Origin of the sequence: Geobacillus zalihae, assembly GCF_030414215.1 — a bacterium.
In the GTDB taxonomy this organism is placed as follows: domain Bacteria; phylum Bacillota; class Bacilli; order Bacillales; family Anoxybacillaceae; genus Geobacillus; species Geobacillus zalihae.
This window is the reverse complement of the sequence record NZ_CP129217.1, coordinates 520,001-546,355: the sequence shown is the minus strand read 5'-3', so window position 1 is coordinate 546,355 and position 26,355 is coordinate 520,001. Positions and strand designations below refer to the sequence as shown.

The 26,355-nt window shown below is 51.9% G+C and carries 17 protein-coding genes, 20 tRNA genes and 2 rRNA genes; 5 read left to right on the top strand and 34 right to left on the bottom strand.

All coding sequences use genetic code 11. The features are described from left to right. Positions 1-71 precede the first annotated feature (71 nt). Positions 72-971, top strand: a complete 900-nt coding sequence (locus tag QWV57_RS02810; protein ID WP_013146286.1) for an RluA family pseudouridine synthase — start codon at positions 72-74, stop codon at positions 969-971. A gap of 74 nt (positions 972-1,045) precedes the next feature. Here QWV57_RS02810 and QWV57_RS02805 read toward each other — a convergent pair whose 3' ends face one another. From QWV57_RS02805 to QWV57_RS02785, 5 genes are all read right to left on the bottom strand, one after another. Beyond that, the gene (locus QWV57_RS02805; protein ID WP_129447438.1) at positions 1,046-2,386 is read right to left on the bottom strand and encodes a hemolysin family protein; all 1,341 of its coding nucleotides are present in this window, start codon (positions 2,384-2,386) and stop codon (positions 1,046-1,048) included. A gap of 111 nt (positions 2,387-2,497) precedes the next feature. Next, positions 2,498-3,190 carry a zinc metallopeptidase gene (locus QWV57_RS02800; protein ID WP_011230067.1) on the bottom strand — a complete coding sequence of 231 codons (693 nt, stop codon included), beginning with the start codon at positions 3,188-3,190 and terminating at the stop codon, positions 2,498-2,500. A gap of 146 nt (positions 3,191-3,336) precedes the next feature. Further along, a complete protein-coding gene (locus QWV57_RS02795) occupies positions 3,337-4,164 on the bottom strand; it encodes an aldo/keto reductase (RefSeq protein ID WP_013523009.1) in 828 nt (275 codons plus the stop codon). Between the two features lie 281 nt (positions 4,165-4,445). Beyond that, positions 4,446-5,708 (bottom strand): dicarboxylate/amino acid:cation symporter, encoded by a 1,263-nt coding sequence (locus tag QWV57_RS02790; protein ID WP_033005861.1) that lies wholly within the window; start codon positions 5,706-5,708, stop codon positions 4,446-4,448. 294 nt (positions 5,709-6,002) lie between these two features. Beyond that, positions 6,003-7,049: a TRAP transporter substrate-binding protein gene (locus QWV57_RS02785; RefSeq protein WP_301100417.1), complete on the bottom strand. Its 1,047-nt coding sequence runs from the start codon at positions 7,047-7,049 to the stop codon at positions 6,003-6,005. Positions 7,050-7,361: 312 nt separating this feature from the next. Here QWV57_RS02785 and QWV57_RS02780 point away from each other — a divergent pair, with 312 nt between their 5' ends. Next, entirely contained in the window at positions 7,362-8,939 is a 1,578-nt protein-coding gene (locus QWV57_RS02780) for an ATP-binding protein (RefSeq protein WP_013523006.1), read from the top strand. A gap of 62 nt (positions 8,940-9,001) precedes the next feature. Continuing rightward, entirely contained in the window at positions 9,002-9,682 is a 681-nt protein-coding gene (locus QWV57_RS02775; protein WP_013523005.1) for a response regulator, read from the top strand. A 58-nt stretch (positions 9,683-9,740) separates the two neighbouring features. On the opposite strand, the gene QWV57_RS02770 is transcribed toward QWV57_RS02775, so the two are convergent. Next, the gene (locus tag QWV57_RS02770) at positions 9,741-10,718 is read right to left on the bottom strand and encodes a LacI family DNA-binding transcriptional regulator (RefSeq protein ID WP_033005858.1); all 978 of its coding nucleotides are present in this window, start codon (positions 10,716-10,718) and stop codon (positions 9,741-9,743) included. Between the two features lie 266 nt (positions 10,719-10,984). Here QWV57_RS02770 and QWV57_RS02765 point away from each other — a divergent pair, with 266 nt between their 5' ends. After that, a complete protein-coding gene (locus QWV57_RS02765) occupies positions 10,985-11,677 on the top strand; it encodes a DUF8580 domain-containing lipoprotein (protein WP_015373986.1) in 693 nt (230 codons plus the stop codon). Between the two features lie 72 nt (positions 11,678-11,749). Here the strand turns inward: QWV57_RS02765 and yhbH are convergent, their stop codons facing one another. The 5 genes from yhbH to queG all read right to left on the bottom strand — a co-directional run bounded on the left by yhbH (position 11,750) and on the right by queG (position 18,000). Next, a complete protein-coding gene (gene yhbH, locus QWV57_RS02760; protein WP_033005854.1) occupies positions 11,750-12,907 on the bottom strand; it encodes a sporulation protein YhbH in 1,158 nt (385 codons plus the stop codon). A 308-nt stretch (positions 12,908-13,215) separates the two neighbouring features. Then, entirely contained in the window at positions 13,216-15,111 is a 1,896-nt protein-coding gene (locus QWV57_RS02755; RefSeq protein WP_011229990.1) for a PrkA family serine protein kinase, read from the bottom strand. 324 nt (positions 15,112-15,435) lie between these two features. Next, on the bottom strand, positions 15,436-15,909 hold the full coding sequence (gene trmL / locus QWV57_RS02750; protein ID WP_015373984.1) for a tRNA (uridine(34)/cytosine(34)/5-carboxymethylaminomethyluridine(34)-2'-O)-methyltransferase TrmL: 474 nt from the start codon (positions 15,907-15,909) through the stop codon (positions 15,436-15,438). A 23-nt stretch (positions 15,910-15,932) separates the two neighbouring features. Further along, positions 15,933-16,796 carry an amidase domain-containing protein gene (locus QWV57_RS02745; protein WP_015373983.1) on the bottom strand — a complete coding sequence of 288 codons (864 nt, stop codon included), beginning with the start codon at positions 16,794-16,796 and terminating at the stop codon, positions 15,933-15,935. A 61-nt stretch (positions 16,797-16,857) separates the two neighbouring features. Further along, on the bottom strand, positions 16,858-18,000 hold the full coding sequence (gene queG, locus QWV57_RS02740; protein WP_013146296.1) for a tRNA epoxyqueuosine(34) reductase QueG: 1,143 nt from the start codon (positions 17,998-18,000) through the stop codon (positions 16,858-16,860). Between the two features lie 52 nt (positions 18,001-18,052). Between queG and QWV57_RS02735 the strand changes: the two genes are divergently transcribed. Beyond that, on the top strand, positions 18,053-18,718 hold the full coding sequence (locus tag QWV57_RS02735) for a B3/B4 domain-containing protein (RefSeq protein WP_033005850.1): 666 nt from the start codon (positions 18,053-18,055) through the stop codon (positions 18,716-18,718). Between the two features lie 302 nt (positions 18,719-19,020). Here the strand turns inward: QWV57_RS02735 and QWV57_RS02730 are convergent. From QWV57_RS02730 to QWV57_RS02620, 23 genes are all read right to left on the bottom strand, one after another. After that, positions 19,021-19,092, bottom strand: a tRNA-Glu gene (locus tag QWV57_RS02730). A gap of 4 nt (positions 19,093-19,096) precedes the next feature. Beyond that, positions 19,097-19,189 (bottom strand) — tRNA-Ser (locus QWV57_RS02725). 6 nt (positions 19,190-19,195) lie between these two features. Further along, positions 19,196-19,270, bottom strand: a tRNA-Asn gene (locus QWV57_RS02720). A gap of 209 nt (positions 19,271-19,479) precedes the next feature. Continuing rightward, a tRNA-Ile gene (locus QWV57_RS02715) sits at positions 19,480-19,553 on the bottom strand. Positions 19,554-19,559: 6 nt separating this feature from the next. After that, positions 19,560-19,630: transfer RNA gene (locus QWV57_RS02710), tRNA-Gly, on the bottom strand. A gap of 320 nt (positions 19,631-19,950) precedes the next feature. Continuing rightward, a tRNA-His gene (locus QWV57_RS02705) sits at positions 19,951-20,023 on the bottom strand. 7 nt (positions 20,024-20,030) lie between these two features. Continuing rightward, a tRNA-Thr gene (locus QWV57_RS02700) sits at positions 20,031-20,106 on the bottom strand. Positions 20,107-20,270: 164 nt separating this feature from the next. After that, positions 20,271-20,361, bottom strand: a tRNA-Ser gene (locus QWV57_RS02695). A gap of 19 nt (positions 20,362-20,380) precedes the next feature. Further along, positions 20,381-20,457 (bottom strand) — tRNA-Ile (locus QWV57_RS02690). A gap of 5 nt (positions 20,458-20,462) precedes the next feature. Next, a tRNA-Met gene (locus QWV57_RS02685) sits at positions 20,463-20,539 on the bottom strand. Positions 20,540-20,556: 17 nt separating this feature from the next. Further along, positions 20,557-20,629 (bottom strand) — tRNA-Ala (locus QWV57_RS02680). Positions 20,630-20,637: 8 nt separating this feature from the next. Beyond that, positions 20,638-20,711 (bottom strand) — tRNA-Pro (locus tag QWV57_RS02675). Positions 20,712-20,717: 6 nt separating this feature from the next. Further along, a tRNA-Arg gene (locus QWV57_RS02670) sits at positions 20,718-20,791 on the bottom strand. 5 nt (positions 20,792-20,796) lie between these two features. Continuing rightward, a tRNA-Leu gene (locus QWV57_RS02665) sits at positions 20,797-20,882 on the bottom strand. A 5-nt stretch (positions 20,883-20,887) separates the two neighbouring features. Then, positions 20,888-20,962 (bottom strand) — tRNA-Gly (locus QWV57_RS02660). A 7-nt stretch (positions 20,963-20,969) separates the two neighbouring features. Further along, positions 20,970-21,042 (bottom strand) — tRNA-Lys (locus QWV57_RS02655). A 342-nt stretch (positions 21,043-21,384) separates the two neighbouring features. After that, a complete protein-coding gene (locus tag QWV57_RS02650) occupies positions 21,385-21,540 on the bottom strand; it encodes a hypothetical protein (protein WP_301100382.1) in 156 nt (51 codons plus the stop codon). Positions 21,541-21,705: 165 nt separating this feature from the next. Next, positions 21,706-21,781, bottom strand: a tRNA-Phe gene (locus QWV57_RS02645). Positions 21,782-22,099: 318 nt separating this feature from the next. After that, a tRNA-Asp gene (locus QWV57_RS02640) sits at positions 22,100-22,175 on the bottom strand. A 5-nt stretch (positions 22,176-22,180) separates the two neighbouring features. Next, positions 22,181-22,257 (bottom strand) — tRNA-Met (locus QWV57_RS02635). Between the two features lie 181 nt (positions 22,258-22,438). Next, a tRNA-Val gene (locus tag QWV57_RS02630) sits at positions 22,439-22,514 on the bottom strand. An 8-nt stretch (positions 22,515-22,522) separates the two neighbouring features. Continuing rightward, positions 22,523-22,639, bottom strand: a 5S ribosomal RNA gene (rrf, locus tag QWV57_RS02625). 470 nt (positions 22,640-23,109) lie between these two features. Continuing rightward, a 23S ribosomal RNA gene (locus tag QWV57_RS02620) occupies positions 23,110-26,038 on the bottom strand. Positions 26,039-26,355 lie beyond the last annotated feature (317 nt).

Genomic DNA, 26,355 nt, shown 5'->3' with positions numbered 1-26,355 from the left:
CCATATCTCGCGCAAGGATAGGGGTAGAAAGTGTTTCCACAGCTAACAAACAATTGGGAGTGTGACAACCTTTGTGGACAAGAAAAGGCGATTGGCTGGAATGCATCATCCCTAGCTGGTGGAGCGGTTTGACGATTGAACAGCTCCTGAAAGACGTATGGGCCGCCTCGAAAAAGCTCGCCCACCGTTGGCGGATGGAACACGGCGTCAAACTGAACGGCCAGGCTGTTCCCTGGAAGACGGTGCTCAACGAACGCGACCGGCTTCAGCTTTACGCATATGAGCCCGAGCCGTCGTTCATCGTTCCAGAATATCGGGAGCTTTCGATTTTATGGGAGGACGACCATCTGCTCGTCTTGAACAAAGAAGCCGGCATCGACATTCATCCGTCCGAACCGGGGCAAACCGGCACGCTTGCCAATGCGGTCGCGTTTTATTTGCAGTCGCAGGCAATTTTAACAAAAGTGCGCCACATTCACCGACTTGACCGCGACACGTCGGGAGCGATTTTATTTGCCAAACACCCGCTTGCCGGTGCGACGCTCGATCGGATGCTCGCCCACCGTGCCATCAAGCGGACGTACGTCGCCCTTGTTCACGGTCGTTTGTCCCCGAAATCAGGAACCATTTCCGCGCCAATCGGCCGCGACCGCCACCATCCAACGCGCCGGCGCGTCTCGAAGACGGGGGCAAAAGCGGTGACACACTATCGCGTCATCAAAACATTCCCGTCAACATCGCTTGTTGAGCTTTCTCTCGAGACTGGACGGACGCACCAAATCCGCGTCCATTTGGCCCATCTCGGCCATCCGCTCGTCGGCGATGTGCTTTATGGCGGCAAACCAGTGTTTCATCGCCATGCGCTTCATGCCGCTAAGCTAACGTTCCGCCATCCGTTTACAAACGAAGAGGTCATTTGTCTCGCGCCAACAAGCGATTTTCCCACCGACCTTTCGCGCATTTACAATTGATCTACTCCGCCGTCCTTCAATGGAGGAGGGGATTTCTCGGCCGAAACGAGAAAAGGCAGACGCCCCCGTCTGCCTTACAAACGCAACTCCTCCTCTTCGGCGCCTGCCGCCTCCTCCTCTTTGCTCGGCTCTTTTTTTGCCACTTCCAGCGATTTCACATGATGGCCATCCATTTCCTTCACCGTAAACAAGTAGCCATCGATTTCGACACTCTCGCCTGGTTTGATATCATAATGCTTCGTTAAAATCCAGCCGCCGATCGTATCGACGTCATCATCGTCAATGTCCAGCCCAAGCAAGTCATTCACTTCGCTGATCAACACTTTGCCATCCAAGATCAATCGATCGTCCATTTTTTGAATCAGCGGCATTTCATCAATATCAAACTCATCTTGGATTTCGCCAACGATTTCTTCCAAAATGTCCTCGACTGTAACCAGTCCAGACGTGCCGCCGTATTCATCGACCAAAATCGCCATATGGATGCGTTCTTTTTGCATTTTGACCAACAAATCGTGAATGGCGATCGATTCAATCACTTGAATGATCGGGCGGATATAGTCTTTCATCTGCTTTTCGTTGGACGGATTGGCAATAAAGTCCGTAAACACCTCTTTCACGTTGATGAGTCCAAGCACATGGTCTTTATCGCCGTCAATGACCGGATAGCGCGTATACTTTTCTTCGCGAATGATGTCCAAGTTTTCCTTGACGCTTTTGTTAATATCGAGCGCCACAATTTCTTTGCGCGGCACCATAATTTCTTTCGCTATGCGGTCGTCAAAACGAAAAATGTTATTGACATAGCGGTACTCTGACTGATTGATCTCCCCGCTTTTGTAGCTTTCGGATAAAATGAGGCGCAACTCCTCCTCAGAGTGGGCGATTTCATGCTCCGCCACCGGCCTGAGGCCAAACAGGCGCGTCACGAGCCGCGCAGAGTTGTTGAGCGTCCAAATGAACGGATACATGATTTTGTAAAACCAGATGAGCGGCTGAGCCGTAAACAGCGTAATCGCTTCCGCCTTATGAATGGCAAACGTCTTCGGCGCTAATTCACCGACGACGACATGCAAAAAGGTGATGAGCGAAAACGAAATGATAAACGCTAAAAAGTGGGAGACGGATTCCGATAAATGGAGGCGTTCAAACAGCGGCAGCAACATCCGCGCCACCGTCGGCTCCCCGAGCCAGCCAAGGCCAAGCGAGGTGAGCGTAATGCCGAGCTGGTTCGCCGATAAATAGCCGTCCAAATTCGAAATCACTTTTTTCGCCGCGACCGCCCGTCGATTCCCTTCATTGACAAGCTGATCGATGCGCGAGCTGCGCACCTTGACGATCGCAAATTCAGAAGCGACAAAAAAGGCGGTGCAAGCGATGAGAAACGCCACCAACAGCAAACTGGCTATATCCAATTCGTCTCCGAGCGCGGATGAAGCGCCCAGGTTACACCTCCTGCACACAAAAGTTTCCATTGCAGCTGATAGACGATGATGCCGCTGGGCCGCCTTAGGCGGCCCAATATGTTACGATTCCTCATTATTGTTCCCTTGGGTGAAAATGAGCACATATTTCAGCAGTTCAAACACGGCGATCAACGTTGCCGCGACGTATGTCAGCGCCGCCGCGCCAAGCACTTTGTTTACGCCTCGCGCTTCATTTGGGGCGATCAACCCTTCAGCCAGCATAAACCGCTTCGCCCGTGCGCTCGCGTTAAACTCCACCGGCAAGGTAATGATTTGGAAGGCCACCGCCAGCGAGAAAAACAAAATGCCGAGTCCAATCAGCGAAAATTGATGGAGCACAAATCCAACGAGCAACAACAACGGCGCAACGCCCGAAGCGAAGTTCACAATCGGAAACATCCGGTGGCGAAGGACGAGCGCCGCGTAGCCTTGCTGGTGTTGAACGGCATGGCCAACCTCGTGGGCGGCAACGGAAATGGAAGCGATTGAACGCCCATAAAAGACCGGCTCCGACAAACGGACCGTGCGGGAAATCGGATCATAATGGTCGGACAATCTCCCTGGCACGACCTCCACCGGCACATGGTGCAGCCCGTGGCGGTCTAAAATCATGCGCGCCACTTCCGCCCCCGTCAACCCCGATGAGGCTGGAACTTCAGACCAGGCATTGAAATTGCTTGATACCTTCCATTGCGCCCAAAGCGATATCAGGAAGGCGATAAAAATGAAAATATCCATCGGATGGAATAGCATCACAGCACCCTCCGTTTTTTCAATGTTCATCAAATGTGTATACTATTATTTATTGTACTTGCTCACCTTTTCATACGTCAAACGGCCCGCTCCGGTTTCAAAAAAAACAGCGCCTGCATCGAGGCGCTATTTGGCTGATGGGGACATCAAAAATTGAAATTGTCTGGGTCAGGACCGACCCGTTTGTTCAAGTTCAACGCGTCGATCTGTTTCATTTCTTCGTCGGTCAGCGAGAAATCAAAAATATCAGCGTTTTCCTTGATCCGCGCCGGCGTCACCGACTTCGGGATCGTCACAACGCCGTGTTGCAAATCCCAGCGCAACACCACCTGCGCCGGCGTTTTCCCGTACTTGCGCCCAATGTCAACGATCGTCGGTTCGCTTAAAATTTCCCCGCGCATGAGCGGCGACCATGCTTCAAGCTGGATGCCGTTTTCCCGGCAAAACGTAAGCAGCTCTTTTTGCGTCAGGCGCGGGTGATACTCGACTTGGTTGACCATCGGCTTAATTTCGCAGTCAGCCATCACATCTTGCAAATGGTGAATTTGGAAGTTGCTCACTCCAATCGCGCGCACATAACCGTCTTTATACAACTTTTCCAGCGCCTTGTACGTCTCTTTATACTTCCCTTTCACCGGCCAGTGGACCAAATACAAGTCGACATAATCGAACCCGAGTTTTTTCAAACTTTTGTCAAACGCCTTCAGCGTTGTCTCATACCCTTGGTCGGTGTTCCACACTTTCGTCGTCACAAACACTTGTTCGCGAGGAATGCCGGATTCGCGGATCGCTTGACCGACACCTTCTTCGTTTTCATAAAAAGCGGCTGTATCGACGTGGCGGTAGCCGATCTCGAGCGCGGTGCGCACCGCGCTTCTTACTTCCTTCCCTTCTTTGACTTTATAAACGCCAAGGCCGACCCAAGGCATTTTCACCCCGTTATGCAAAGTGGCGCAATCTTGCAGACCGTTCATATCCTCTCCTCCTCGAGCGTCATTATAGTTTCATTATGGGAAAAGAGGGAAAGAAAATCAAAATATATGCTTGCTCTCCTTTCTCGCTTCCCCGCGTCCCTCTTGTTCTTTCTTTAGGGGAAAATCAACGCAAAAACGAGGGGAAACGTTCCCCTCGCGCTGTCATTGCATTCCTTTTTTTATCCATTCGGCGATTTGCAGCGTGCGGCGCCTTTCCCGACGCAGTCAGAAACATGCGAACGGAAAAGCTGTCAATGGGACTTGCAGAGCGCTCCTGACTCTTATTTGGCCACGCTCATCGAGGCGCGCTCCACTTCAGCTTCGTTCGGATGAAACTCGTTTTCCATTTTCGAAACAACCACTGTCGCTACAGCATTGCCGATAATATTCGTAATCGCCCGCGCTTCCGACATGAAGCGGTCAACCCCAAGCAACAAGGCGATGCCTTCGACCGGAATCATCGGAAATGCTGCCAACGTTGCAGCCAGCGTAATAAAGCCGGAACCGGTAACCCCTGCTGCCCCTTTCGAAGTGAGCATTAAGACGCCAAGCAACGTCAGCTCTTGCCAAATGGTTAAATCAATGCCGTACGCTTGGGCGATGAAAATAGCTGCCATCGACAAGTAAATCGATGTGCCGTCTAGGTTAAACGAATACCCTGTCGGAACGACAAGACCAACAACCGATTTCGAGCACCCGTATTTTTCCAAACGCTCCATCAGCCGCGGCAGCGCTGATTCAGACGAAGACGTGCCCAAAACAAGCAACAGTTCCTCTTTGATATAAGCGAGAAACTGAAAGATGTTAAACCCATAAAACTTGGCAATCCCGCCAAGCACGACGAAAATGAAGAGCGCCATCGTAATGTAAACAGAACCCATCAATTTACCGAGCGACACGAGCGATCCGAGGCCGAACGTGCCGATCGTGTACGCCATCGCGCCGAACGCGGCGATCGGCGACACCTTCATTACCACGTTGACGACGCCGAAGAAAATTTCCGCCAGCCGTTCAAACAAGGAAATCACTGGTTTTGCTTTTTCCCCAAGCGCGGCAGCCGCTAAACCGAACAACACGGCGAAGAAGAGCACCGGAAGCAGTTGGCCGCTCGCCATCGCGGCAACAACGTTGTCAGGAATGATGCTTAAAATGAAATCAACAAAACCATGGCTCGTTTCTTCCGCCTGCTTCGTATATTGCGAAATGTCGCCGCCTTTTACTGCATCGGTATGAAACCCAACCCCTGGTTTGACAAGGTTGACGACGACAATCCCGATGGCCAACGCAAACGTCGTGACAATTTCAAAATAAATGAGCGCCTTGCCGCCGATGCGGCCGACTTTTTTCAAGTCGCCCATATTGCCGATCCCGATGACGACCGTGAAGAAAATGATCGGCGCAATCACCATTTTAATCAGCTTAATAAACCCATCGGCCAATACTTTCAGCTTCGTGCCGAATTCCGGGAATAAAAATCCGACGATAATCCCTAAAATAATACCGATAATGACTTGCACAGTTAAATTTTTAAATTTGCTCCGCATTTCTCCCACTCCTTTCTTTGTCTTGACAACGCTTTCAACATCATCATAAAGGAAAAAGCATAAAATCAAAATATTATGGTGATAATGGTCGTTTTGGTCTTTTTGGTCATGGCCTATTTCGGCAAGGACCAACAAAAAAAGGGGCTGGCTCAAAAGCCCCTTTTTGATGAAATGCAACCGAAGCACGGGAAAGAGACCACCTCTGAAACCATTGGTTTTACCAGGTTTTTCGCGGTGGTCTATTTTTCCATGTTGCCCCGGCAGAAGCATTACCGCTCTTTTGGGACAGCTCCCCTACTTCTCGGATTCCCGAATTTCCTCCAATAATCTCGCCCCAAACCGTTTGGCAAACTCCTCATACAGCGGGGCGAACTTTCGCTCCCATTCCCACTTCTCCCTCTCGGATAATTCATAGAGATGGACGTCCTCGCGCTGGCGCAATTCGTTCAATTCCCGTTCGTTTTGCGCCTTTGACTCCTGCAAATTCCATTGTGTTGCTTCAGCCATCGCTTCGGTTATTTTTTGCTGGATGTCTTTCGGCAAATGGTCCCAAAATGACTGATTCATCATGACGGCGTACCCGAGATATCCGTGATTGCTGATCGTAATATACGGTTGAAATTTGTAAAACCCTTTCGAATAAATATTGGAAATCGTATTTTCCTGCCCATCAAACTTATGCTGTTCAAGCTCCTGATAAACGCGGTCAAATGAAACGGCAATCGGTTCACCGCCAAGCAAGCGAAACTGCTTTTCAATCACTTCGCTCGGCATAATGCGAAAACGCAAGCCGCGAAAATCGTCAGGGGCGATGAGCGGACGGGTTGTGCTCATCATTTGCTTAAATCCATTGCTCCAAAACGCCAGTCCTTTCATTCCTTTTGCCTCCAGCATCCGAAGCAGCTCGGCGCCCACTTTTCCAGTAAACACGCGGCGCACGTCGTCCTCATCGCGGAACAAAAACGGCAAATCGAGCACTTGCCATTCGGGGACGAGCTCTGTCACCTTTGAAAATGATGGCGCGATCATTTGCACGTCGCCGCGCAACAGCGCATCAAGCTCTTCCCCATCCGAATAAAGCGAGCCGTTCGGGAACACTTCGACTTTGACGCGGCCGTTTGTTTTTTGCTCGACGAGCTCAGCAAACTTTTGCGCCGCCAGCCCTTTTGGCGTGTTCTCTGCTACGACATGGCTGAAATAAATAATGATTTGCTTTTCCAATCCTTTTTGCTCGTCGTCATAAACAAGTGGTTCACGTCCCAGTTGACGGCTCGCTGCCCAGCCGACTAGACCGAGGCCGACAAACAAAAGGATTGTCCATGCTTTCCACTTTTTCCCCATTGTTCACACCATTCTTCCATCCTATTGCTAAAATGGCACTCCAACGGAATGCTCCCCGCCGACTCGAATCATTGAAGCAAAAAAGCGGCTGGAGCCCACCGATTCGGTTTGAAAGCAGCAATCGCCACGCCTTACGTATGCACCATCTTCTATGCTGGCGGGCAGAATATTTGTTCCCCACCGCCATTTTACACCTTTCGTTTCTTTCCATTCAAGAAGATTTGGTATAATGAAAAAAACGTTGATTTATTCCTTTCCCGATTCATATGGCATGTCCAACAGCCATCACGACTGCCAAAAAGGAGTTCCGCCATGAACCGGCTGCCGATTCGCTGGAAAATTACGATTTTGATTTTCGCCATCGTCAGCTTTTCCATGTTGCTGAGCGGTGCATTCATCATCAGCGACTTTTTCCATACAAAGGAGGAGGAACTCAGCCAGCGCGCCTTATTGACCGCGCGCACCGTCTCCGAGCTGCCCGAAGTCAGGCGCCATATTGTCGGAAACAAACAAAGCCGGGCGCTGATCAATCCGGTCGTCGAGCGGGTGCGCGTCATTCACAGCGCCGACTATATCGTCGTTCTCGATATGAACAAAGTGCGCCTCTCCCATCCGCTTCCGGCAATGATCGGCACGATCTCCCGCGGTGCTGATGAGGGGCCGGCATTTGCCGAACATACGTACACTTCCAAAGCCCGCGGGGAAATCGGGACAGTGGTTCGCGCCTTCGTTCCCATTATGAACAGCGATCACGAACAAATTGGCGTCGTCATCGCCGCCTACCGGTTGCCGACGTTTTTTGAAGCCATTGATTCTTTGAAAGAAGAAGCTGCCGTAGCGGTCGTTTTGTCGCTCGTTGTCGGTGGAATTGGTGCATGGCTGCTCGCCTCCCATATCAAGCGGCAAATGTTTGAGCTGGAACCGCATGAGATCGCCAAGCTGCTGATCGAACGGACGGAAGCGTTTAACGCCATGCACGAAGGCGTCATCGCCATTGACAGCGATGAAAACATTACCATCTTCAACGACCGGGCAAAACAAATGCTCGGCGTCAAAGGGGATGTCATCGGCCGGTCGATCCGTTCCGTCATTCCAGACACACACCTTCCGGAAATCTTGGAAGTAAACAAGCCGATTTACAATAAGGAGTTGCAGATCGGCAATTTAACGATTTGGAGCAACCGCATCCCGATCAAAGTCAACGGGAAAACGGTCGGCGCCATCGCCATTTTCCAAGACCGGACGGAAGTGAAGAGACTCGCCGAAGAACTGACGGGCGTCAAGGCGTTTGTCCACGCCTTGCGCGTGCAAAATCATGAATACATGAATAAGCTTCATACGATCGCCGGCCTCATCCAGCTCGGCCATATCGAAAAGGCGCTCGAGTACGTCTTCCAAGTCACGGAGGAACAAGCAGAACTGACACAGTTTTTAAGCCGCAACATTAAGGACGAAAGCATTTCTGGATTGCTCTTAAGCAAAATCCGCCGCGGCAAGGAGCTCGGCATCCGCGTGACCATCGATCGGCACAGCCGGCTGCACCGCTTTCCGCCGCATCTCGATCACCATGATTTTGTTGTTCTCCTTGGCAATTTAATTGAAAACGCCTTCGACGCGTTCCGTGATGTAACCGACCGGGAAAAAGAAATTTACATCAGCATCGAACAAAATGAAGACATTTGTTCCCTCTCGGTCGAAGACAACGGCCAAGGCATTGCCCGTGAGCATATCAACCGCATTTTTGATGAAGGCTTTTCAACCAAAGGGGAGAGCGGTCGAGGCATCGGCTTGTATTTGGTGAAGCAAATTGTGGAAAAGGGAAACGGGCGCATCGATGTGCAGTCGGAAAAGGGGAAAGGAACGGTGTTTACGGTGACCTTTGACATGTGAGGTCCATTTAGGCAACGGCGGCCGCGAAAGACACCCCCGTCGAGACGAAGGAGGAAAAGGCTATGTATCGCGTGTTGTTGATCGAGGATGACCCGATGGTGCAAGAAGTGAATCGGCAAATGATTGAACAAGTCGACGGCTTCACCGTCATCGGCCTCGCTGGAAACGGTGAAGAAGGACTCCGCCTCATCGACGAGCTGCACCCGGATTTAGCAATGATCGATATTTACATGCCGCAGCTGGACGGCCTTGAAACATTAAAACAAATCCGCGCCCGCGGCCATGAAGTCGATATCATCGCCATTACCGCGGCGAGCGACATTGAAACGGTGCGCCGCGTCCTGCAAAACGGCGCCTTCGATTACATTGTGAAACCGTTCAAATTTGAACGGCTCAAACAGGCGTTGGAAAATTATCGGACGTTCCGCCGGTCGCTTGCGGAAAAGGAATCGCTCACCCAGGTGGAACTCGATGCCCTAAGGCGGGCGGCTGAACAACCGGCCGGACCGTCCTCCGAGCTTCCGAAAGGACTGAATGAGGTCACATTGGAAAAAGTGATCGCCTATTTGCGCGGGCACCGCTTCCCTGTTTCCGCCGAGGAAGTGGCCGAAGGAGTCGGCATCGCCCGCGTCACCGCCCGCCGCTATTTGGAGTACCTTGAGAAAACAGGAAAAGTCGTGCTCGATGTTCAATACGGCGGCGTCGGACGACCAGTGAATCGGTACCATCTGAAAGCAACATAACACGGCGCCGTTTCACTTGGCTTTAAGCTGGTTGTCAGAGACGGAAAGCCAGGCCTTATTATGCCGTATCCCGCACCAGCAACCGGGCAGGCAGCTCTTCCTGTTTTCGCGCCACACGGCCTGTCTCCAGCCAATGGTGAAGAAGGCGGAACGCTCTTTCCCCGAGCGTAAAATGGGGGAGTGCCACGGTTGTAATGCCCAGCATTTCGGCCAATGGATCATTATCAAAACCAATAACGGCAAGCTCATCTGGAATGCGCACCCCGATTCGGCGCGCATGGAGCACGATTCCGGCCGCCACTTGGTCACTCGTCACAAGCAACGCGCTCGGCCTCTCCTCCATCGCGATCCATTGCTCCATAACCCGCTTTCCATCTTCAAGAAATAGACAACCATCGAAAACCCACTGCCGACGAGGAAGGACGCCGACTTCACGCAACACATCCTGGTACGCCCCTGCCCTCGCTTGGCTGTTCGGCCCGGTCATTCTTCCGATGCAATAACCGATGCGCCGGTGCCCCTTTTTGATCAAGTAGCGAAGCGCTTGGACAAACGCTTGGTAGTGATCGATATAGACAGTGAAAAAATCATACCTTTCCACCTGCTCACATAAAACAATGGGACCGTCTTCCTGATAAGCCGCAAACGCTTCCCAGTCCACTTCATGGGAACATACGATCAACCCATCCATTTGCTTCATCCGCAGCCGTTCCAACGCCTCAAGCTCCCTTTCCACCTCATAGTTTGTCTGAAACAAAAGCAACTGGTAACCATAACGAAGCGCCTCTTTGGAAATCCCTTCGATTACAGCGGAAAAATAAGGATGGTGAATGTACGGAAGCATGACCCCGACAATCGCTGTTCTTCCCTTCGCCAAGTGAACGGCTTGAATATTTTTCACATATTGAAGCTTCTGGGCTGCTTCCCAAACTGCCTTCCGCTTTTCCTCGCTCACATACGGATATCCGTTCAATACCCTCGATACAGTGGCCACCGACACACCCGCTTCTTTCGCCAAATCACGGATGTTCGCCACGTTCCCACTTCCCTCCATAAAAGCTCTTGACTTGAAACGCGTTTCATACATTACATTCATCCTGCCATCTAGTTCTAGTATACACGAGGAGGTGACCGCATGCTTTGCGGATTGGCTTCACTCATTCTGCTCGTCGCCGCTGTTTGGGGCGGGGCGCATATCGCCTTGCACGCGAAACAAACAAAAAAATAGGGAAACGAGTCTGTTTGTTTCCACCGTTTCAATTGGTATAATGGGGGGTATATGGAACGTAGGGAGGAATGAACATGATTCGATACTGGAAACTGTTGTTCTCTCTCGCTGTCGCCTCCGTCTTGCTGGTTGGCTGTGGAACGAAAGAGCACGAGACGACACAGGCGGCAAAGGAAGAGCAGACAGCCGACGATCCAAAACCATCGTCTGATGCGCCGTCATCCACAGAACATTCTTCCTCGAAAGAAGCAAAAGAGCAAACATCACCAACCGGGAAAGAGGAAGAGCAATCAACGACAAAAGAAGAGCAATCTGCTGCTTCACAACCGACCGTTTCCTTGTCCTATCAAGAAGGGAAACAAACCATCACGAAAACGGCAACGCTGCAAACGAGCGACAATCAACATTTTTCCCTCTATGTTTTGGAAGGATGGACCCTTGACGCCGAAGAACCGGGCGCCGATGTCTTGCTTCATGGCGACGCATTCGCCCGCATCCGCTTGCTTTCGGAGGGGGAAACAAACTACGAGCAACTAGCGCAAGAACATGCCCAAGCGGTTGACGCCAACGCCGCCCGCCAACAAACGAACGGATTGCCTAAGCCGTTCGCTGATGCCGTTTGGTACACTGCCCAAGCGGACGGTGTCACCGTTCATGTCATCGCCAGCGCCCAACCAACGCCGATGCTATTGACCGTGCACGCTCCAAGCAACGAAGACGTGCTTGGCGCCGTACTCGCCATGGCGGCGACGCTGCAAAAGCAATAACTTATTTTAGGGAGGGCCTCGCCCTCCCGCCTTTCCAAAAAGAAAAACCCTCTTTTCGCCATATGAAGAGGGTCAAACGAGCTGCTTGCTTTCTTCTTTGCGGAAAAATGTTCTCATCGCATGGAACACATCCGATTTTTGCTTCAAAATATAATAGCGGAATTTTTCGTCTTTAATATTGCGATACGCCGACATGAGCGTGGAATGGCGGTTGTACTGGTTGACTTCCCCGTACCCAAACATGTTCGACACTTTCATCAGCTCTTGAACAAGCTTCACGCAACGGGCATTGTCCGATGTCAAGTTGTCGCCGTCGGAGAAGTGGAACGGATAAATGTTGTAGCGCGACGGAGAATACTTCGTTTCGATCAGTTCAAGCGCCTTGCGGTAGGCGGATGAGCAAATCGTCCCGCCGCTTTCCCCTTTCGTGAAAAATTCGTCCTCGCTGACAACTTTCGCTTCCGTATGGTGGGCGATAAAGGCGATCTCAACGGTTTCATATTTCGTGCGCAAAAAGCGCGTCATCCAGAAGAAAAAGCTGCGTGCCATATATTTTTCCCACATGCCCATCGATCCGCTTGTGTCCATCATCGCCAAGACGACCGCCTTCGATTCTGGCTTGACGACTTCGTTCCACGTTTTAAACTTCAAATCTTCGCGGTAAATCGGATAAAAACCTGGTTTGCCATTCATGGCATTGCGCTTGAAGGCAGCGAGCATCGTCCGCTTCTTATCGATGTTCCCCATCAGTCCGGTGCGGCGGATGTCATTAAATTCGATATGTTGAGTTACATTTTGATCCAGCTCTTTTCGTTGCAAGTTGGGCAGCTCCAGTTGGCTAAAGAACGCTTCCTCAATCTCCATCAGTGACACTTCAGCTTCGTAATAATCTTGGCCCGGCAAATCGCCAGCCCCTTGGCCTTTTCCTGGCCCTTGCCCCTCCCCGCTTCCGTCTCGGGCCACGACATCGCCGACTTGGCTGTCTCCGTTTCCTTGGCCGACGTGTTTGTTTTTCTCATAATTGTAGCGGATTTTGTATTCATCGAGCGAGCGGATCGGAATTTTAATCACATCGCGCCCGTTGGACATGATAATGCTTTCTTCCGTAATTAAGTCGGGCAAATTGTTTTTGATCGCTTCCTTCACTTTTTCTTGATGGCGCTTTTGATCATCATATCCTTTGCGGTGGAGGGACCAGTCTTCTTTCGATACAACAAAATTCCCCTTCATGTTTTCCCCTCCTTTGAAAAAATCATTTTCACACTTTTCGCTTTCCCGCATATACTTATGTTGGCGTCATCAAAACGGGCCATCACGATGCCAAGTTGGTTTATTTTATCGTATGCAAAAATTCAAAATAATTGACCAATGAATGAGGAAAATAGAAAAGTAGACAAGCCCGATTATCAGCTTCGCGCCCTCTTGTTCGCTTCCTTTTAGCGAAGCTCGCTGCGTCGTCTTCGCTCGACCCTCCCTGTGCAACTCGGTCAGACAGGGGAGGAGGATAAAAAAAGCATGCCTCAGCGCTTGAGGCATGCCTAGCGGTTCAACAAGCTGCCGACATAACGGAGCAATTCATTGGCTGACGTGGAGTTGTACCCGTATTCATCAATGAGGCGGGCGACGACTTCGTTAATTTTTTTCAACTGCTGCTCATCCGGTGTTTTCGTCGACGTTGTAATTTTGACAATGTCCTTTAAATCCGCAAACAATTTCTTCTGGATCGCTTCCCGCAACCGTTCATGTGAATTATAATCAAACCGCTGTCCTTTTCGTGCATATGCCGAAATGCGAATTAAAATTTCTTCGCGAAACGCTTTTTTCGCATTTTCGGAAATGCCGATTTGTTCCTCGATCGAGCGCATCAGCTTTTCATCCGGATTCATTTCCTCACCCGTAAGCGGATCGCGCAGTTTCGTCTTGTTGCAGTACGCCTCGACGTTGTCCAAATAGTTATCCATCAACGTTTTCGCTGACTCTTCATACGAATAGACGAACGCCTTTTGCACTTCTTGTTTTGCGATTTCATCATACTCCTTGCGCACGAGCGAAATGAAATTCAAATACCGCTCGCGGTCTTCCTTCGTGATCGACGGATGCTGATCCAATCCTTCTTTCAACGAACGAAGCACGTCAAGCGCATTGATCGACGGCACTCCTTTGCGGATGATGCAGGCAGAAATGCGGTTGATGACATAGCGTGGGTCGATGCCGCTCATCCCCTCATCCGGATGCTCCTTTTTCAGCTCCTCCACATCGACCTCGCTGAATCCTTCAATCATTTCGCCATCATACAAGCGCATTTTCTTCAATAAATCCACATCCGGCCGCTTCGATTCTTTCAGCCGCGTCAAAATCGTAAACATAGCCGCAATCCGCAGCGTGTGCGGGGCGATATGCACGTCGGCGACGTCGCTTTCGCGGATCATTTTTTCATAAATGCGCTCTTCTTCCGAGACGCGCAAGTTGTACGGAATCGGCATGACGATGATACGCGAATGGAGCGCCTCGTTCTTTTTGTTGGCAATGAACGACCGATATTCCGTTTCGTTCGTATGCGCGATGATCAATTCATCGGCGCTGATTAAAGCAAACCGCCCAGCCTTGAAATTGCCTTCTTGCGTCAGCGACAGCAAATGCCAAAGAAATTTTTCATCGCACTTTAACATCTCTTGAAATTCCATAATCCCGCGGTTGGCTTTGTTCAGCTCGCCGTCAAACCGATACGCGCGCGGGTCAGACTCGGAACCGTATTCCGCGATCGTTGAAAAATCAATGCTTCCCGTTAAATCGGCGATGTCTTGCGATTTTGGGTCAGACGGACTGAACGTCCCGATGCCGACGCGGCGGTTTTCCGAGAAGAAAATACGCTCCACCAGCACGTCTTCAATGCGTCCGCCGTACTCTTTCTCAAGCCGCATCATATTGAGCGGCGACAGCTCACCTTCAATGCGAATGCCGTACTCACGGTAAAAATCGTCGCGCAAATGGTGAGGAATGAGGTGAAGCGGGTCTTCATGCATCGGGCACCCTTTAATCGCATAAACGGCTCCGCGCTCCGTTTTGGAGTACTCCTCAAGCCCGCGCTTCAGGAGCGTTACCAACGTCGACTTCCCGCCGCCGACCGGCCCCATCAGCAGCAAAATCCGTTTCCGCACATCAAGCCGCTTCGCCGCCGGGTGGAAATATTCCTCAACGAGCCGCTCAAGCGCCTCCTCAAGCCCGAACAGGTGCTGGCTGAAAAACTTATATCGTTTCCGCCCATTCACCTCTTCGACCCCAGCATCTTTGATCATATTATAAACACGCGAATGAGCCGACTGGGCCACCCACGGCTTTTCTTTTAAAATCTTTAAATACTCGGCAAACGTTCCTTCCCATTTCAACTTTTCTTCTTCTTCCCGATACCGGGCGATTTTTTGCAAAATATCCATAAAGGACCTCCTCACCCTTGGATGTCTAACAGCAAGATTATTACAATTTATGCGAGGATGTCCCGTATCATTCGCCGCAAAAAAAATTTTGTCTCCTAACAACCAGCTGCGGTCATTCACATGCTTGGCCATATTCGCTATAATAAAGAGGGAAACGCCTGCCACTTTCATTATGAAGGAGGAACAAACGATGCGCACGTTGCTTGTGCTAGGGGTTATCATTGCGTTTTTGACGGCCATTTTCACCGCTGGCTATGAAGACAAACCAGGCGTCAGACAATAAGACCAAAAAAACGACCTCCAGAGCGAAGGTCGTTTTTTTGTTTATGACAACCCATAAAACCGTTGTTGGCGCAACGCTTCGTACACTAAAATGGCCGCCGTGTTCGACAAGTTTAACGAGCGCACTTTGTCATTCATCGGGATGCGAAGGCAACGATCCATATTGGCCTCAAGCAGCTCCTTCGGCAATCCGGTCGTTTCACGGCCGAACACAAAGAAAATATGTTTTTCTGTATCGCTGAAATCAAACGAATCATAATACCGGCGCCCGAATTTCGTAATGAAATAAAACTCCCCTTCCGGAAAGCGGGCGAATAGTTCGTCAAGCGAGTCATAATACGAAATATTGACATACGGCCAATAATCAAGCCCGGCGCGCTTTAACATTTTATCATCCGTTGAAAACCCAAGCGGACGAATCAAGTGAAGCGCCGTATCCGTAGCCGCGCATGTGCGGGCGATATTCCCGGTATTAGCCGGAATTTCTGGTTGGTACAGTACTACATGGAGCGGCATTTCGTTCACCTCAGCAACATCGTTTATTTGCGGTCAATGATGTGAAAAAATTTATACCGAATGTTTGGCGTATAGGCGCTTGAATCTTCATACGACCAGTAACGCATGCGGCTGTTTGTCGTATGGGCGTTCACAAGCGGCATCCCGTTCTGATCTTTCGCCACCACAATCGTTGAGTGGTCGAAGCGTCCGTCCCCTTGAAAATCATAACAGATGACATCGCCTGCCATCAATTGCTCCGGCTCCGCCACTTCCACCGCCTGCAAGCCGATGCGCGACCCGCTCAAATACCAACGAAAAGCATGGGCCACAGCCCAGCTGTAACTCCAACTTCCGTTTTGACACCACCATCCCCTCGCACGGTTCGGATAGCCCGTCATCGGCGCCCCGCCTGCATACAAGCATTGAGAGACAAAATTCGTGCAATCCACCGGAAACGACGGAAACACCGGGTTATGCCGATTCCACCACGTTTCCGCATACCGCACCGCCCGGGCGCGGTCATACTGGTAAGAAAGACGCTCCCCCGTCCATTGCTCTCGTTCGACGCGCGGCGCCTCCATATACCCCCCCAACCGGTTGATCGGTTCATCAGCTACAAGCTCACCGCGAACAAAACAGGCGCATCGCTCCTCAACCTGTTCTTCTATATATAGTGAACCCCTTTGCTTAATTAAAAATTGATGGTGGGCAATATACATCACTTTCGCTTCCCGCTCGATGGTCTGCCTGCCGATAATTTGTCCCCGGATCGTGCAACGGACGATCTCCGCACCGCGCTTTTGGCAAAGCCGTTGCTTTCTTGCCGCCTCTTCGCTTCGGATATTGCTTTCCGACACAAACGAGCGGGCTCGCTCATCCAACCACGCGCGCAACTGTTTTTTCATGCTGCTTTCCACCACTTTCGTTTTTGTTACTACCTTATGTGGGGAAGCTGCGTTTTTTTCCCTATTCCTTTGCCTCAGCCAACAGTTTCAGTCCTTTTTCAATCTCAGCGATCACATCGGCATCCGCCTCCGTTTGCCGCGCGGCCTCCAAATAAGGCTTAGCGCTTGGATCCCCGATTTTCCCGAGCGCCCACGCCGCCGTCCCGCGGATGACTGGACGGCTATCCTCTTTCAACAAACGCAGTAAGTGCGGCACCGCGGTTTGGTCTTTGTAATGGGCGAGCGCCAGAATGGCATTGCGCTGAATCGGCTTTTTCCCACGCCATGAACCCGCCATGGCCCCAAATGTTTCTTTAAATTCACGGTTGCTCATCTGAAGCAGCGGGATGAGTTTCGGCTTTACCGCTTCCGGATCCGGCTCGAATTCTGGATGCAAATGAAAGTCTTTCCCCTTATTTTCCGGGCAGACTTGCTGGCATGTATCGCAGCCGTACAGCCGGTTCCCGATTTTCTCCCGAAACTCGTCGGCCAAAAAGCCTTTCGTTTGCGTTAAAAAGGAAAGGCACCGCTGTGCGTTCAGTTGTCCCCCTTGTACAAGCGCCCCGGTCGGGCAGGCATCAATGCATTTCGTGCACGTGCCGCATCGGTTTTCAACCGGTTCATCAGGGGGAAATGGAATATTCGTAATCATTTCTCCCAAATACACATACGATCCAAACTCCGGTGTAATAATAGAGCAGTTCTTGCCGCTCCAACCGATCCCTGCCCGTTCCGCCACCGCCCGATCGGCGAGCTCTCCGGTATCCACCATCGAGCGAACGCGGGCATGGGGCACTTTGGCCAGCAAAAACTCCTCGAGCTGCTGCAAACGTTCCCGCAACACATCGTGGTAGTCCTTTCCCCATGAAGCGCGGCAAAAAACGCCGCGCCGTTCCGTCTTTGTCCCCCGCGGCGCATTTTTCATTTTGGACGGATAGGCAAGAGCAATGGCAATGATCGATTTTGCTTCCGGAAGAAGCAATGAAGGATTCGTCCGTTTCTCAATATCTGGTTCCTCAAAACCGGACTGATAGCCGAGCTCCTGCTGGCGGCGCAGCCGTTCCTTTAATTCAACAAACGGATCAGCGCTCGCAAATCCGATTTTATCAATGCCGATTGACCGACTATACTCAATGACTTCCCGCTTTAATGCCATAACATCCATCGTTTTCCCTCCTTTCGTCATATATGATAAAATGAAATCCGAGGTGATCAAGATGAAATTCGTGATATCAGAACAACTAAAGCAACGCCTTCCTTCTGGTAAATTCGGCGTCATCCGCTATCATCATATCGAGGTCAGCGATTCACCGCAAATGTTAAGGGGGCGGCTTGAGCTGTTTCAAGAATCTCTTTACATCGAGCTGCAGGAAAAGTCGATTGCCGACATTCCTGAGATGGTCGAATGGCGCCGTACTTTCAAACAAATCGGAACGGACCCAAGCCGCTATCGACCGTCAAGTGAAAGCCTGTACCGACGCATCCAGAAAAAAAGCTTCATTTCGCCTATCCATTCAGCGGCAGACATAAACAACTTTTTTTCACTCTATTATAAAATTCCACTCGGCATCTATGATCTAGACCGCATCAACGGGACAGTGACGCTCACGATCGGCACGGAACAAGATGAATACATCGCGTTAAACGGCCGCACAGTCAACTTTGCCAACAAACTCGTCAGCAAAGATGAACGAGGGCCGTTTGGCAGTCCGATCGTCGATTCGGAGCGGACCGCCGTGACGAGAGAAACGAAAAACGCTTTGCAAATCGTTTACTTTCTCCCATCAACGCCAGAAGAAACCGCCAAGCGCCAGCTTCAAGCCATCCAAACGATGTTTGTGCAAATTCATGGCGGCGAAGCCGACGCCCAATTGTTCGTTTGATCTTCTCCCCCCACTTTCCTGCCGTTGGAAACGGGGGACTCCCTCCCTACTTGAACGCTCTCCCACCTACGCTCACGCGTGGAAGTGGGGGGCTTCTCGGTTTAGGGTGATAAATAAAAAAACGCAATGCCTCGTTCTTTAACGAAACGAAACACTGCGTTGTCCCCAAGCATCATAACATAATTTTAAAGCTAACGAGAGACATTATAACAGACTTCCACACGCATCGCAAGAAAAAAACGCAAAAATCGACAAAAGAAATTGTACAAAAGGGCACCAGAATCTCTGGTGCCAGCAACCAGTGACCCGTACGGGATTCGAACCCGTGTTACCGCCGTGAAAGGGCGGTGTCTTAACCACTTGACCAACGGGCCATTATGGCGGAGAAGGCGGGATTTGAACCCGCGCGCCGCAAAACTGCGACCTAACGGTTTAGCAAACCGTCCCCTTCAGCCACTTGGGTACTTCTCCGTAACATGGCTCCGCAAGTAGGATTCGAACCTACGACCTACCGGTTAACAGCCGGTTGCTCTACCGCTGAGCTATTGCGGAATGATGAATAACTATATGTTATGCACATCTTCCAAATGTGCTCGTTGCCTCTTCCTCTGCCAGCTAATTCAAGGAAGCGAGATGCGTCGAGGCAACTCGCAGCGAATTCGAAGATGTGAAGCTCGTCGCTCCGCTTTTGCTGTGGAACGATGGGGCATTGTTCGCCCATTATTATAGCGAATAGCCAAAAAACATTCAATGGAAAATAATGGGCCTAAGTGGACTTGAACCACCGACCTCACGCTTATCAGGCGTGCGCTCTGACCAGCTGAGCTATAGGCCCGTCAAAAGCGGGTGATGGGAATCGAACCCACGACATCAGCTTGGAAGGCTGAGGTTTTACCACTAAACTACACCCGCATATCATTTAGTTGAACATCCGCCACGCTGCTTCCATGCCCCTTCCTCTACCAGCTGATTCATAGAAGCCAGATGCGTCGGGGCAACTCGAAGCAGATTCGATGATGCAGATGCTCGTGGCTGAGGTTTTACCACTAAACTACACACGCATATCATTTGGAGTCAACATCTGCCACGCTCTTCCATGCCTCTTCCTCTGCAAGCTAATTCGAGGAAGCTGGATGCGTCGAGGCAACTCGAAGCTAATTCAATGATGCGAATGCTCGTGGCTGAGGTTTTACCACTAAACTACACACGCAAATATAGAATATAATGAAAAGGGCGACTAGTGGGAATCGAACCCACGCATGCCAGAGCCACAATCTGGTGCGTTAACCACTTCGCCATAGTCGCCTCGATCTGGTGCCGGCTGCAGGACTTGAACCCGCAACCTACTGATTACAAGTCAGTTGCTCTACCAATTGAGCTAAGCCGGCACATTTAAAATTAGCTAGTGATTCATGTTGTCTGCCTGGTTGTGCCTCTTCCTCTTCAAGCTCATTCAAGGAAGCCTTGTGCGTCGAGGCAACTCGCAGCCAATTCGATGATGCCGATGCTCGTCTCTACCAATTGAGCTAAGCCGGCATGATTTTAAAGTGCATGGCGGAGGAGGAGGGATTCGAACCCCCGCGCGCCTTGCGGCGCCTCTCGGTTTTCAAGACCGACCCCTTCAACCACTTGGGTACTCCTCCAAAAAAGCAACAATAATAATGGTGGACCTTGTAGGACTCGAACCTACGACCGGACGGTTATGAGCCGTCTGCTCTAACCAGCTGAGCTAAAGGTCCGATAATGGTGGCGGTGGAGGGGATCGAACCCCCGACCTCACGGGTATGAACCGTACGCTCTAGCCAGCTGAGCTACACCGCCAAATTTAAGTCAAAAGGTGGAGCCTATCGGGATCGAACCGATGACCTCCTGCTTGCAAAGCAGGCGCTCTCCCAGCTGAGCTAAGGCCCCATGATAAATCGGGAAGACAGGATTTGAACCTGCGACCTCACGGACCCGAACCGTGTGCTCTACCAAGCTGAGCTACTTCCCGACAAAACGCGCTCGAGAGGATTCGAACCCCTAACCTTCTGATCCGTAGTCAGATGCTCTATCCAATTGAGCTACGAGCGCACAAGTGCCGAGGGCCGGACTCGAACCGGCACGGTAGTTACCTACCCCAGGATTTTAAGTCCTGTGCGTCTGCCAATTCCGCCACCCCGGCGGAAGTGGAGCGGAAGACGGGGCTCGAACCCGCGACCCCCACCTTGGCAAGGTGGTGTTCTACCGCTGAACTACTTCCGCAAGACGATGAGCCATGGAGGACTCGAACCTCCGACCCTCTGATTAAAAGTCAGATGCTCTACCTACTGAGCTAATGGCTCACGAGTTGGATAACACTCTAGGATAGTGATGTCCCTTCCTCTACAAGCATATTCAAGGAAGCAAGATGCGTCGGGACAACTCGAAGCGAACTCGATGATGCAAAGCTCGTTGCTCTACCTACTGAGCTAATGGCTCATGGTTAGGACAACACTCTAGGTACTACCTAGCTCTACCTGCCTCTTCCTCTGCCAGCTAATTCAAGGAAGCCTTGTGCGTCGAGGCAACTCGCAGCCAATTCGATGATGCCGATGCTCGTCTCTACCAATTGAGCTAAGCCGGCACATTTAAAATTAGCTAGTGATTCATGTTGTCTGCCTGGTTGTGCCTCTTCCTCTTCAAGCTCATTCAAGGAAGCCTTGTGCGTCGAGGCAACTCGCAGCCAATTCGATGATGCCGATGCTCGTCTCTACCAATTGAGCTAAGCCGGCACATTTAAAATTAGCTAGTGATTCATGTTGTCTGCCTGGTTGTGCCTCTTCCTCTTCAAGCTCATTCAAGGAAGCCTCGTGCGTCGAGGCAACTCGCAACAGATTCGACGATGCGAGTGCTCGTGGCTACCCATTGAACTAAGCCGGGGTGGTTTGAACATCTGACATGTCTGTGAACTACTCCCACTTAGCTTTGCATGAAGCAGGAATCTTCTTTCGGAACTATGATAAAAATGGTGGCTCGGGACGGAATCGAACCGCCGACACAAGGATTTTCAGTCCTTTGCTCTACCGACTGAGCTACCGAGCCGTATTATATTTTTCACACTGCCTATTGATACCGCTTTGTGCCTCTTCCTCTGCCAGCGGATTCGACGATGCTGGATGCGTCGAGGCAACTCGAAGCGAATTCGATGAAGCAGATGCTCGTCTCTACCGACTGAGCTACCGAGCCTTATCTTATTTTTCCCTTGTTCGTTGATGATTTTTGTGTCCCTTCCTCTACTAGCCCATTCGAAGAAGCCAGATGCGTCGGGACAACTCGCAGCAGATTCGACGATGCGGATGCTCGTCTCTACCGACTGAGCTACCGAGCCATATTTTTTCATCTTTCACAATTTTGAAAGAATGGCGGTCCCGACGGGACTCGAACCCGCGATCTCCTGCGTGACAGGCAGGCATGTTAACCACTACACTACGGGACCAATTTTGGTTGCGGGGGCAGGATTTGAACCTGCGACCTTCGGGTTATGAGCCCGACGAGCTACCGGACTGCTCCACCCCGCGGCGATAAGAAAGTAAATTAATTTGCACAATGCTCTTATCGTTGTTGTTCGTCGCCTCTTCCTCTACAAGCTGATTCAAAGATGCCAGATGCGTCGAGGCAACTGGAAGCGGATTCGTTGAAGCAAAGGCTCTTTGCTCCACCCCACGATGATGAGAAAGCAAGTCAGCTTTTATATTAAGATGGTGGAGGATGACGGGATCGAACCGCCGACCCCTTGCTTGTAAGGCAAGTGCTCTCCCAGCTGAGCTAATCCTCCACGAAATTGCCTAGCAGCGACCTACTCTTGCAGGGGCGCTGGCCCCAACTACCATCGGCGCTGGAGGGCTTAACTTCCGTGTTCGGGATGGGAACGGGTGTTTCCCCTCCGCCATAGCCACTAGGCAACAATGGACAAGTCTTATTATAAGGAAAGTTGACCTGTTGTCAAGACTTTTTCATTCCCTCAAAACTAGATAACCGTGCTCAGGAAGAAGCCGCTCGCCTGCGCTTTTCGCATTGTCCAGCTCCGGCTCGCCGCCGCTCGGGGTCAAATAACCTTCGCCTTCGGGATGTGAACATCCCTGCAGGCGAAGAACATTTGCCCGTCGCGGCGACCCGCTCGCCTGCGCTTTTCACTGTCTAGTTCCGGCCGCCATCGGCTCGCGACGCTTCGGTCCTGCTGCGGCGGCGACAGCCTCCTCGCAGGCCCTCCAGCGCACCTCGCCGATAAGCGGGCGGCCTCCACTTTTCTTGCTGTCCAGTTCCAGCGCCTAGCTCTCTTCTGCCAAATAACCTTCCCCCTCGGGGTGCAAGCACCCCTGCGGGTGAAGAACATTTGGCTTCGAGAGCTAATCGCGGCGCTTCCACTTTTCTAGGTTAAGCCCTCGATCGATTAGTATCCGTCAGCTCCACGTGTCGCCACGCTTCCACCTCGGACCTATCGACCTCGTCATCTTCGAGGGATCTTACCCGCTTTGCGCGGTGGGAAATCTCATCTTGAGGGGGGCTTCACGCTTAGATGCTTTCAGCGCTTATCCCGTCCGCACATAGCTACCCAGCGGTGCCCCTGGCGGGACAACTGGTACACCAGCGGTGCGTCCATCCCGGTCCTCTCGTACTAAGGACAGCTCCTCTCAAATTTCCTCCGCCCGCGACGGATAGGGACCGAACTGTCTCACGACGTTCTGAACCCAGCTCGCGTACCGCTTTAATGGGCGAACAGCCCAACCCTTGGGACCGACTACAGCCCCAGGATGCGATGAGCCGACATCGAGGTGCCAAACCTCCCCGTCGATGTGGACTCTTGGGGGAGATCAGCCTGTTATCCCCGGGGTAGCTTTTATCCGTTGAGCGATGGCCCTTCCATGCGGAACCACCGGATCACTAAGCCCGACTTTCGTCCCTGCTCGACCTGTCCGTCTCGCAGTCAAGCTCCCTTGTGCCTTTGCACTCTCCGAATGATTTCCAACCATTCTGAGGGAACCTTTGGGCGCCTCCGTTACCTTTTGGGAGGCGACCGCCCCAGTCAAACTGCCCACCTGACACTGTCTCCCACCCCGCTAAGGGGTGCGGGTTAGAATTTCAATACCGCCAGGGTGGTATCCCACCGCCGCCTCCACCGAAGCTGGCGCTCCGGCTTCCCAGGCTCCCACCTATCCTGTACAAGCGATACCAAAATTCCATATCAGGCTGCAGTAAAGCTCCACGGGGTCTTTCCGTCCTGTCGCGGGTAACCTGCATCTTCACAGGTAGTATAATTTCACCGGGTCTCTCGTTGAGACAGCGCCCAAGTCGTTACACCTTTCGTGCGGGTCGGAACTTACCCGACAAGGAATTTCGCTACCTTAGGACCGTTATAGTTACGGCCGCCGTTTACTGGGGCTTCGGTTCGCACCTTCGCTTCCGCTAAGCGCTCCCCTTAACCTTCCAGCACCGGGCAGGTGTCAGCCCCTATACGTCGCCTTTCGGCTTCGCAGAGACCTGTGTTTTTGATAAACAGTCGCTTGGGCCTTTTCACTGCGGCTCTTCAGGGCTCTTCACCCCAAAGAGCACCCCTTCTCCCGAAGTTACGGGGTCATTTTGCCGAGTTCCTTAACGAGAGTTCTCCCGCGCGCCTTAGGATTCTCTCCTCGCCTACCTGTGTCGGTTTGCGGTACGGGCACCTCTTCCCTCGCTAGAGGCTTTTCTTGGCAGTGTGAAATCGGGGACTTCCGGATCACTCCGTCGCCGTCACCGCTTGGCCTTACAATCCGCGGATTTGCCTGCGGATCAGCCTCACGGCTTGGACAGGCTCTTCCAGCCGCCTGCTCGCCCTATCCTCCTGCGTCCCCCCATCGCTCAAACGGGAAGAAGGTGGTACAGGAATCTCAACCTGTTGTCCATCACCTACGCCTTTCGGCCTCGGCTTAGGTCCCGACTAACCCTGAGCGGACGAACCTTCCTCAGGAACCCTTAGGCTTTCGGCGCAGAGGATTCTCACCTCTGTTTTCGCTACTCATACCGGCATTCTCACTTCTAAGCGCTCCACCAGTCCTTCCGGTCTGGCTTCTCTGCCCTTAGAACGCTCCCCTACCGATGACCAACGGTCATCCCGCAGCTTCGGCGGCACGTTTAGCCCCGGTACATTTTCGGCGCAGAGTCACTCGACCAGTGAGCTATTACGCACTCTTTAAATGGTGGCTGCTTCTAAGCCAACATCCTGGTTGTCTTTGCAACTCCACATCCTTTTCCACTGAACGTGCACTTCGGGGCCTTAGCTGGCGATCTGGGCTGTTTCCCTCTCGACCACGGATCTTATCACTCGCAGTCTGACTCCCGGGCATAAGTCGTTGGCATTCGGAGTTTGACTGGGTTCGGTAACCCGGTTTGGGCCCCTAGCCCAATCAGTGCTCTACCTCCAAGACTCCTAAACCCGAGGCTAGCCCTAAAGCTATTTCGGGGAGAACCAGCTATCTCCAAGTTCGATTGGCATTTCACCCCTACCCACACCTCATCCCCGCACTTTTCAACGTGCGTGGGTTCGGGCCTCCAGCCGGTGTTACCCGGCCTTCACCCTGGACATGGGTAGATCACCTGGTTTCGGGTCGACGACGACGTACTTGACGCCCTGTTCAGACTCGCTTTCGCTGCGGCTCCGCCTCTTCGGCTTAACCTCGCACGCCATCGTCACTCGCCGGTTCATTCTACAAAAGGCACGCCATCACGCATGAACGCGCTCTGACTACTTGTAGGCACACGGTTTCAGGTTCTCTTTCACTCCCCTCCCGGGGTGCTTTTCACCTTTCCCTCACGGTACTGGTGCACTATCGGTCACTAGGGAGTATTTAGCCTTGGGAGATGGTCCTCCCTGCTTCCGACGGGATTCCTCGTGTCCCGCCGTACTCAGGATCCGCTCGGGAGGGAACGAAGTTTCGACTACAGGGCTCTCACCTTCTCTGGCCGGCCGTTCCAGACCGGTTCGTCTACCCCGTCCCTTTCTCACTCCCATCGTGAGCGGTCCTACAACCCCAAGAGGACATGCCTCTTGGTTTGGGCTGTTCCCGTTTCGCTCGCCGCTACTCAGGGAATCGCGGTTGCTTTCTTCTCCTCCGGGTACTAAGATGTTTCAGTTCCCCGGGTGTGCCCTCCATGCCCTATGGATTCAGGCATGGATACTGCCCCATTACGGACAGTGGGTTCCCCCATTCGGACATCTCCGGATCAACGCTTGCTTACAGCTCCCCGAAGCGTTTCGGCGTTTGCCCCGTCCTTCATCGGCTCCTAGTGCCAAGGCATCCACCGTGCGCCCTTTCTAGCTTAACCTATTGCGCTCTCGGCTTCTTCCTTTGCTTTTCCGGTTATCTAGTTTTCAAGGAACGAAGTTGCTGCCTTGAACCTGCTTCTTCGCTGGTTTGCGTCGAGGAATTCGGCTTCTCCGAATCCGCTTGTAGACGCAGACGCAAACGAGACTACTTCATTGAATTCACTTCTCTGCAGTCTTGTGCCGAGGAATCTTGCTTCCCTGAACCTGCTAGCAGACGCAGGCACAGGCGCTTTTGAAGGAATTTCTCATTCCCTCAAAACCGAACGAAACAGAAGCGCGATGGATTGGTAGGTTGGCCATTGCGGCCTCCGCTTTT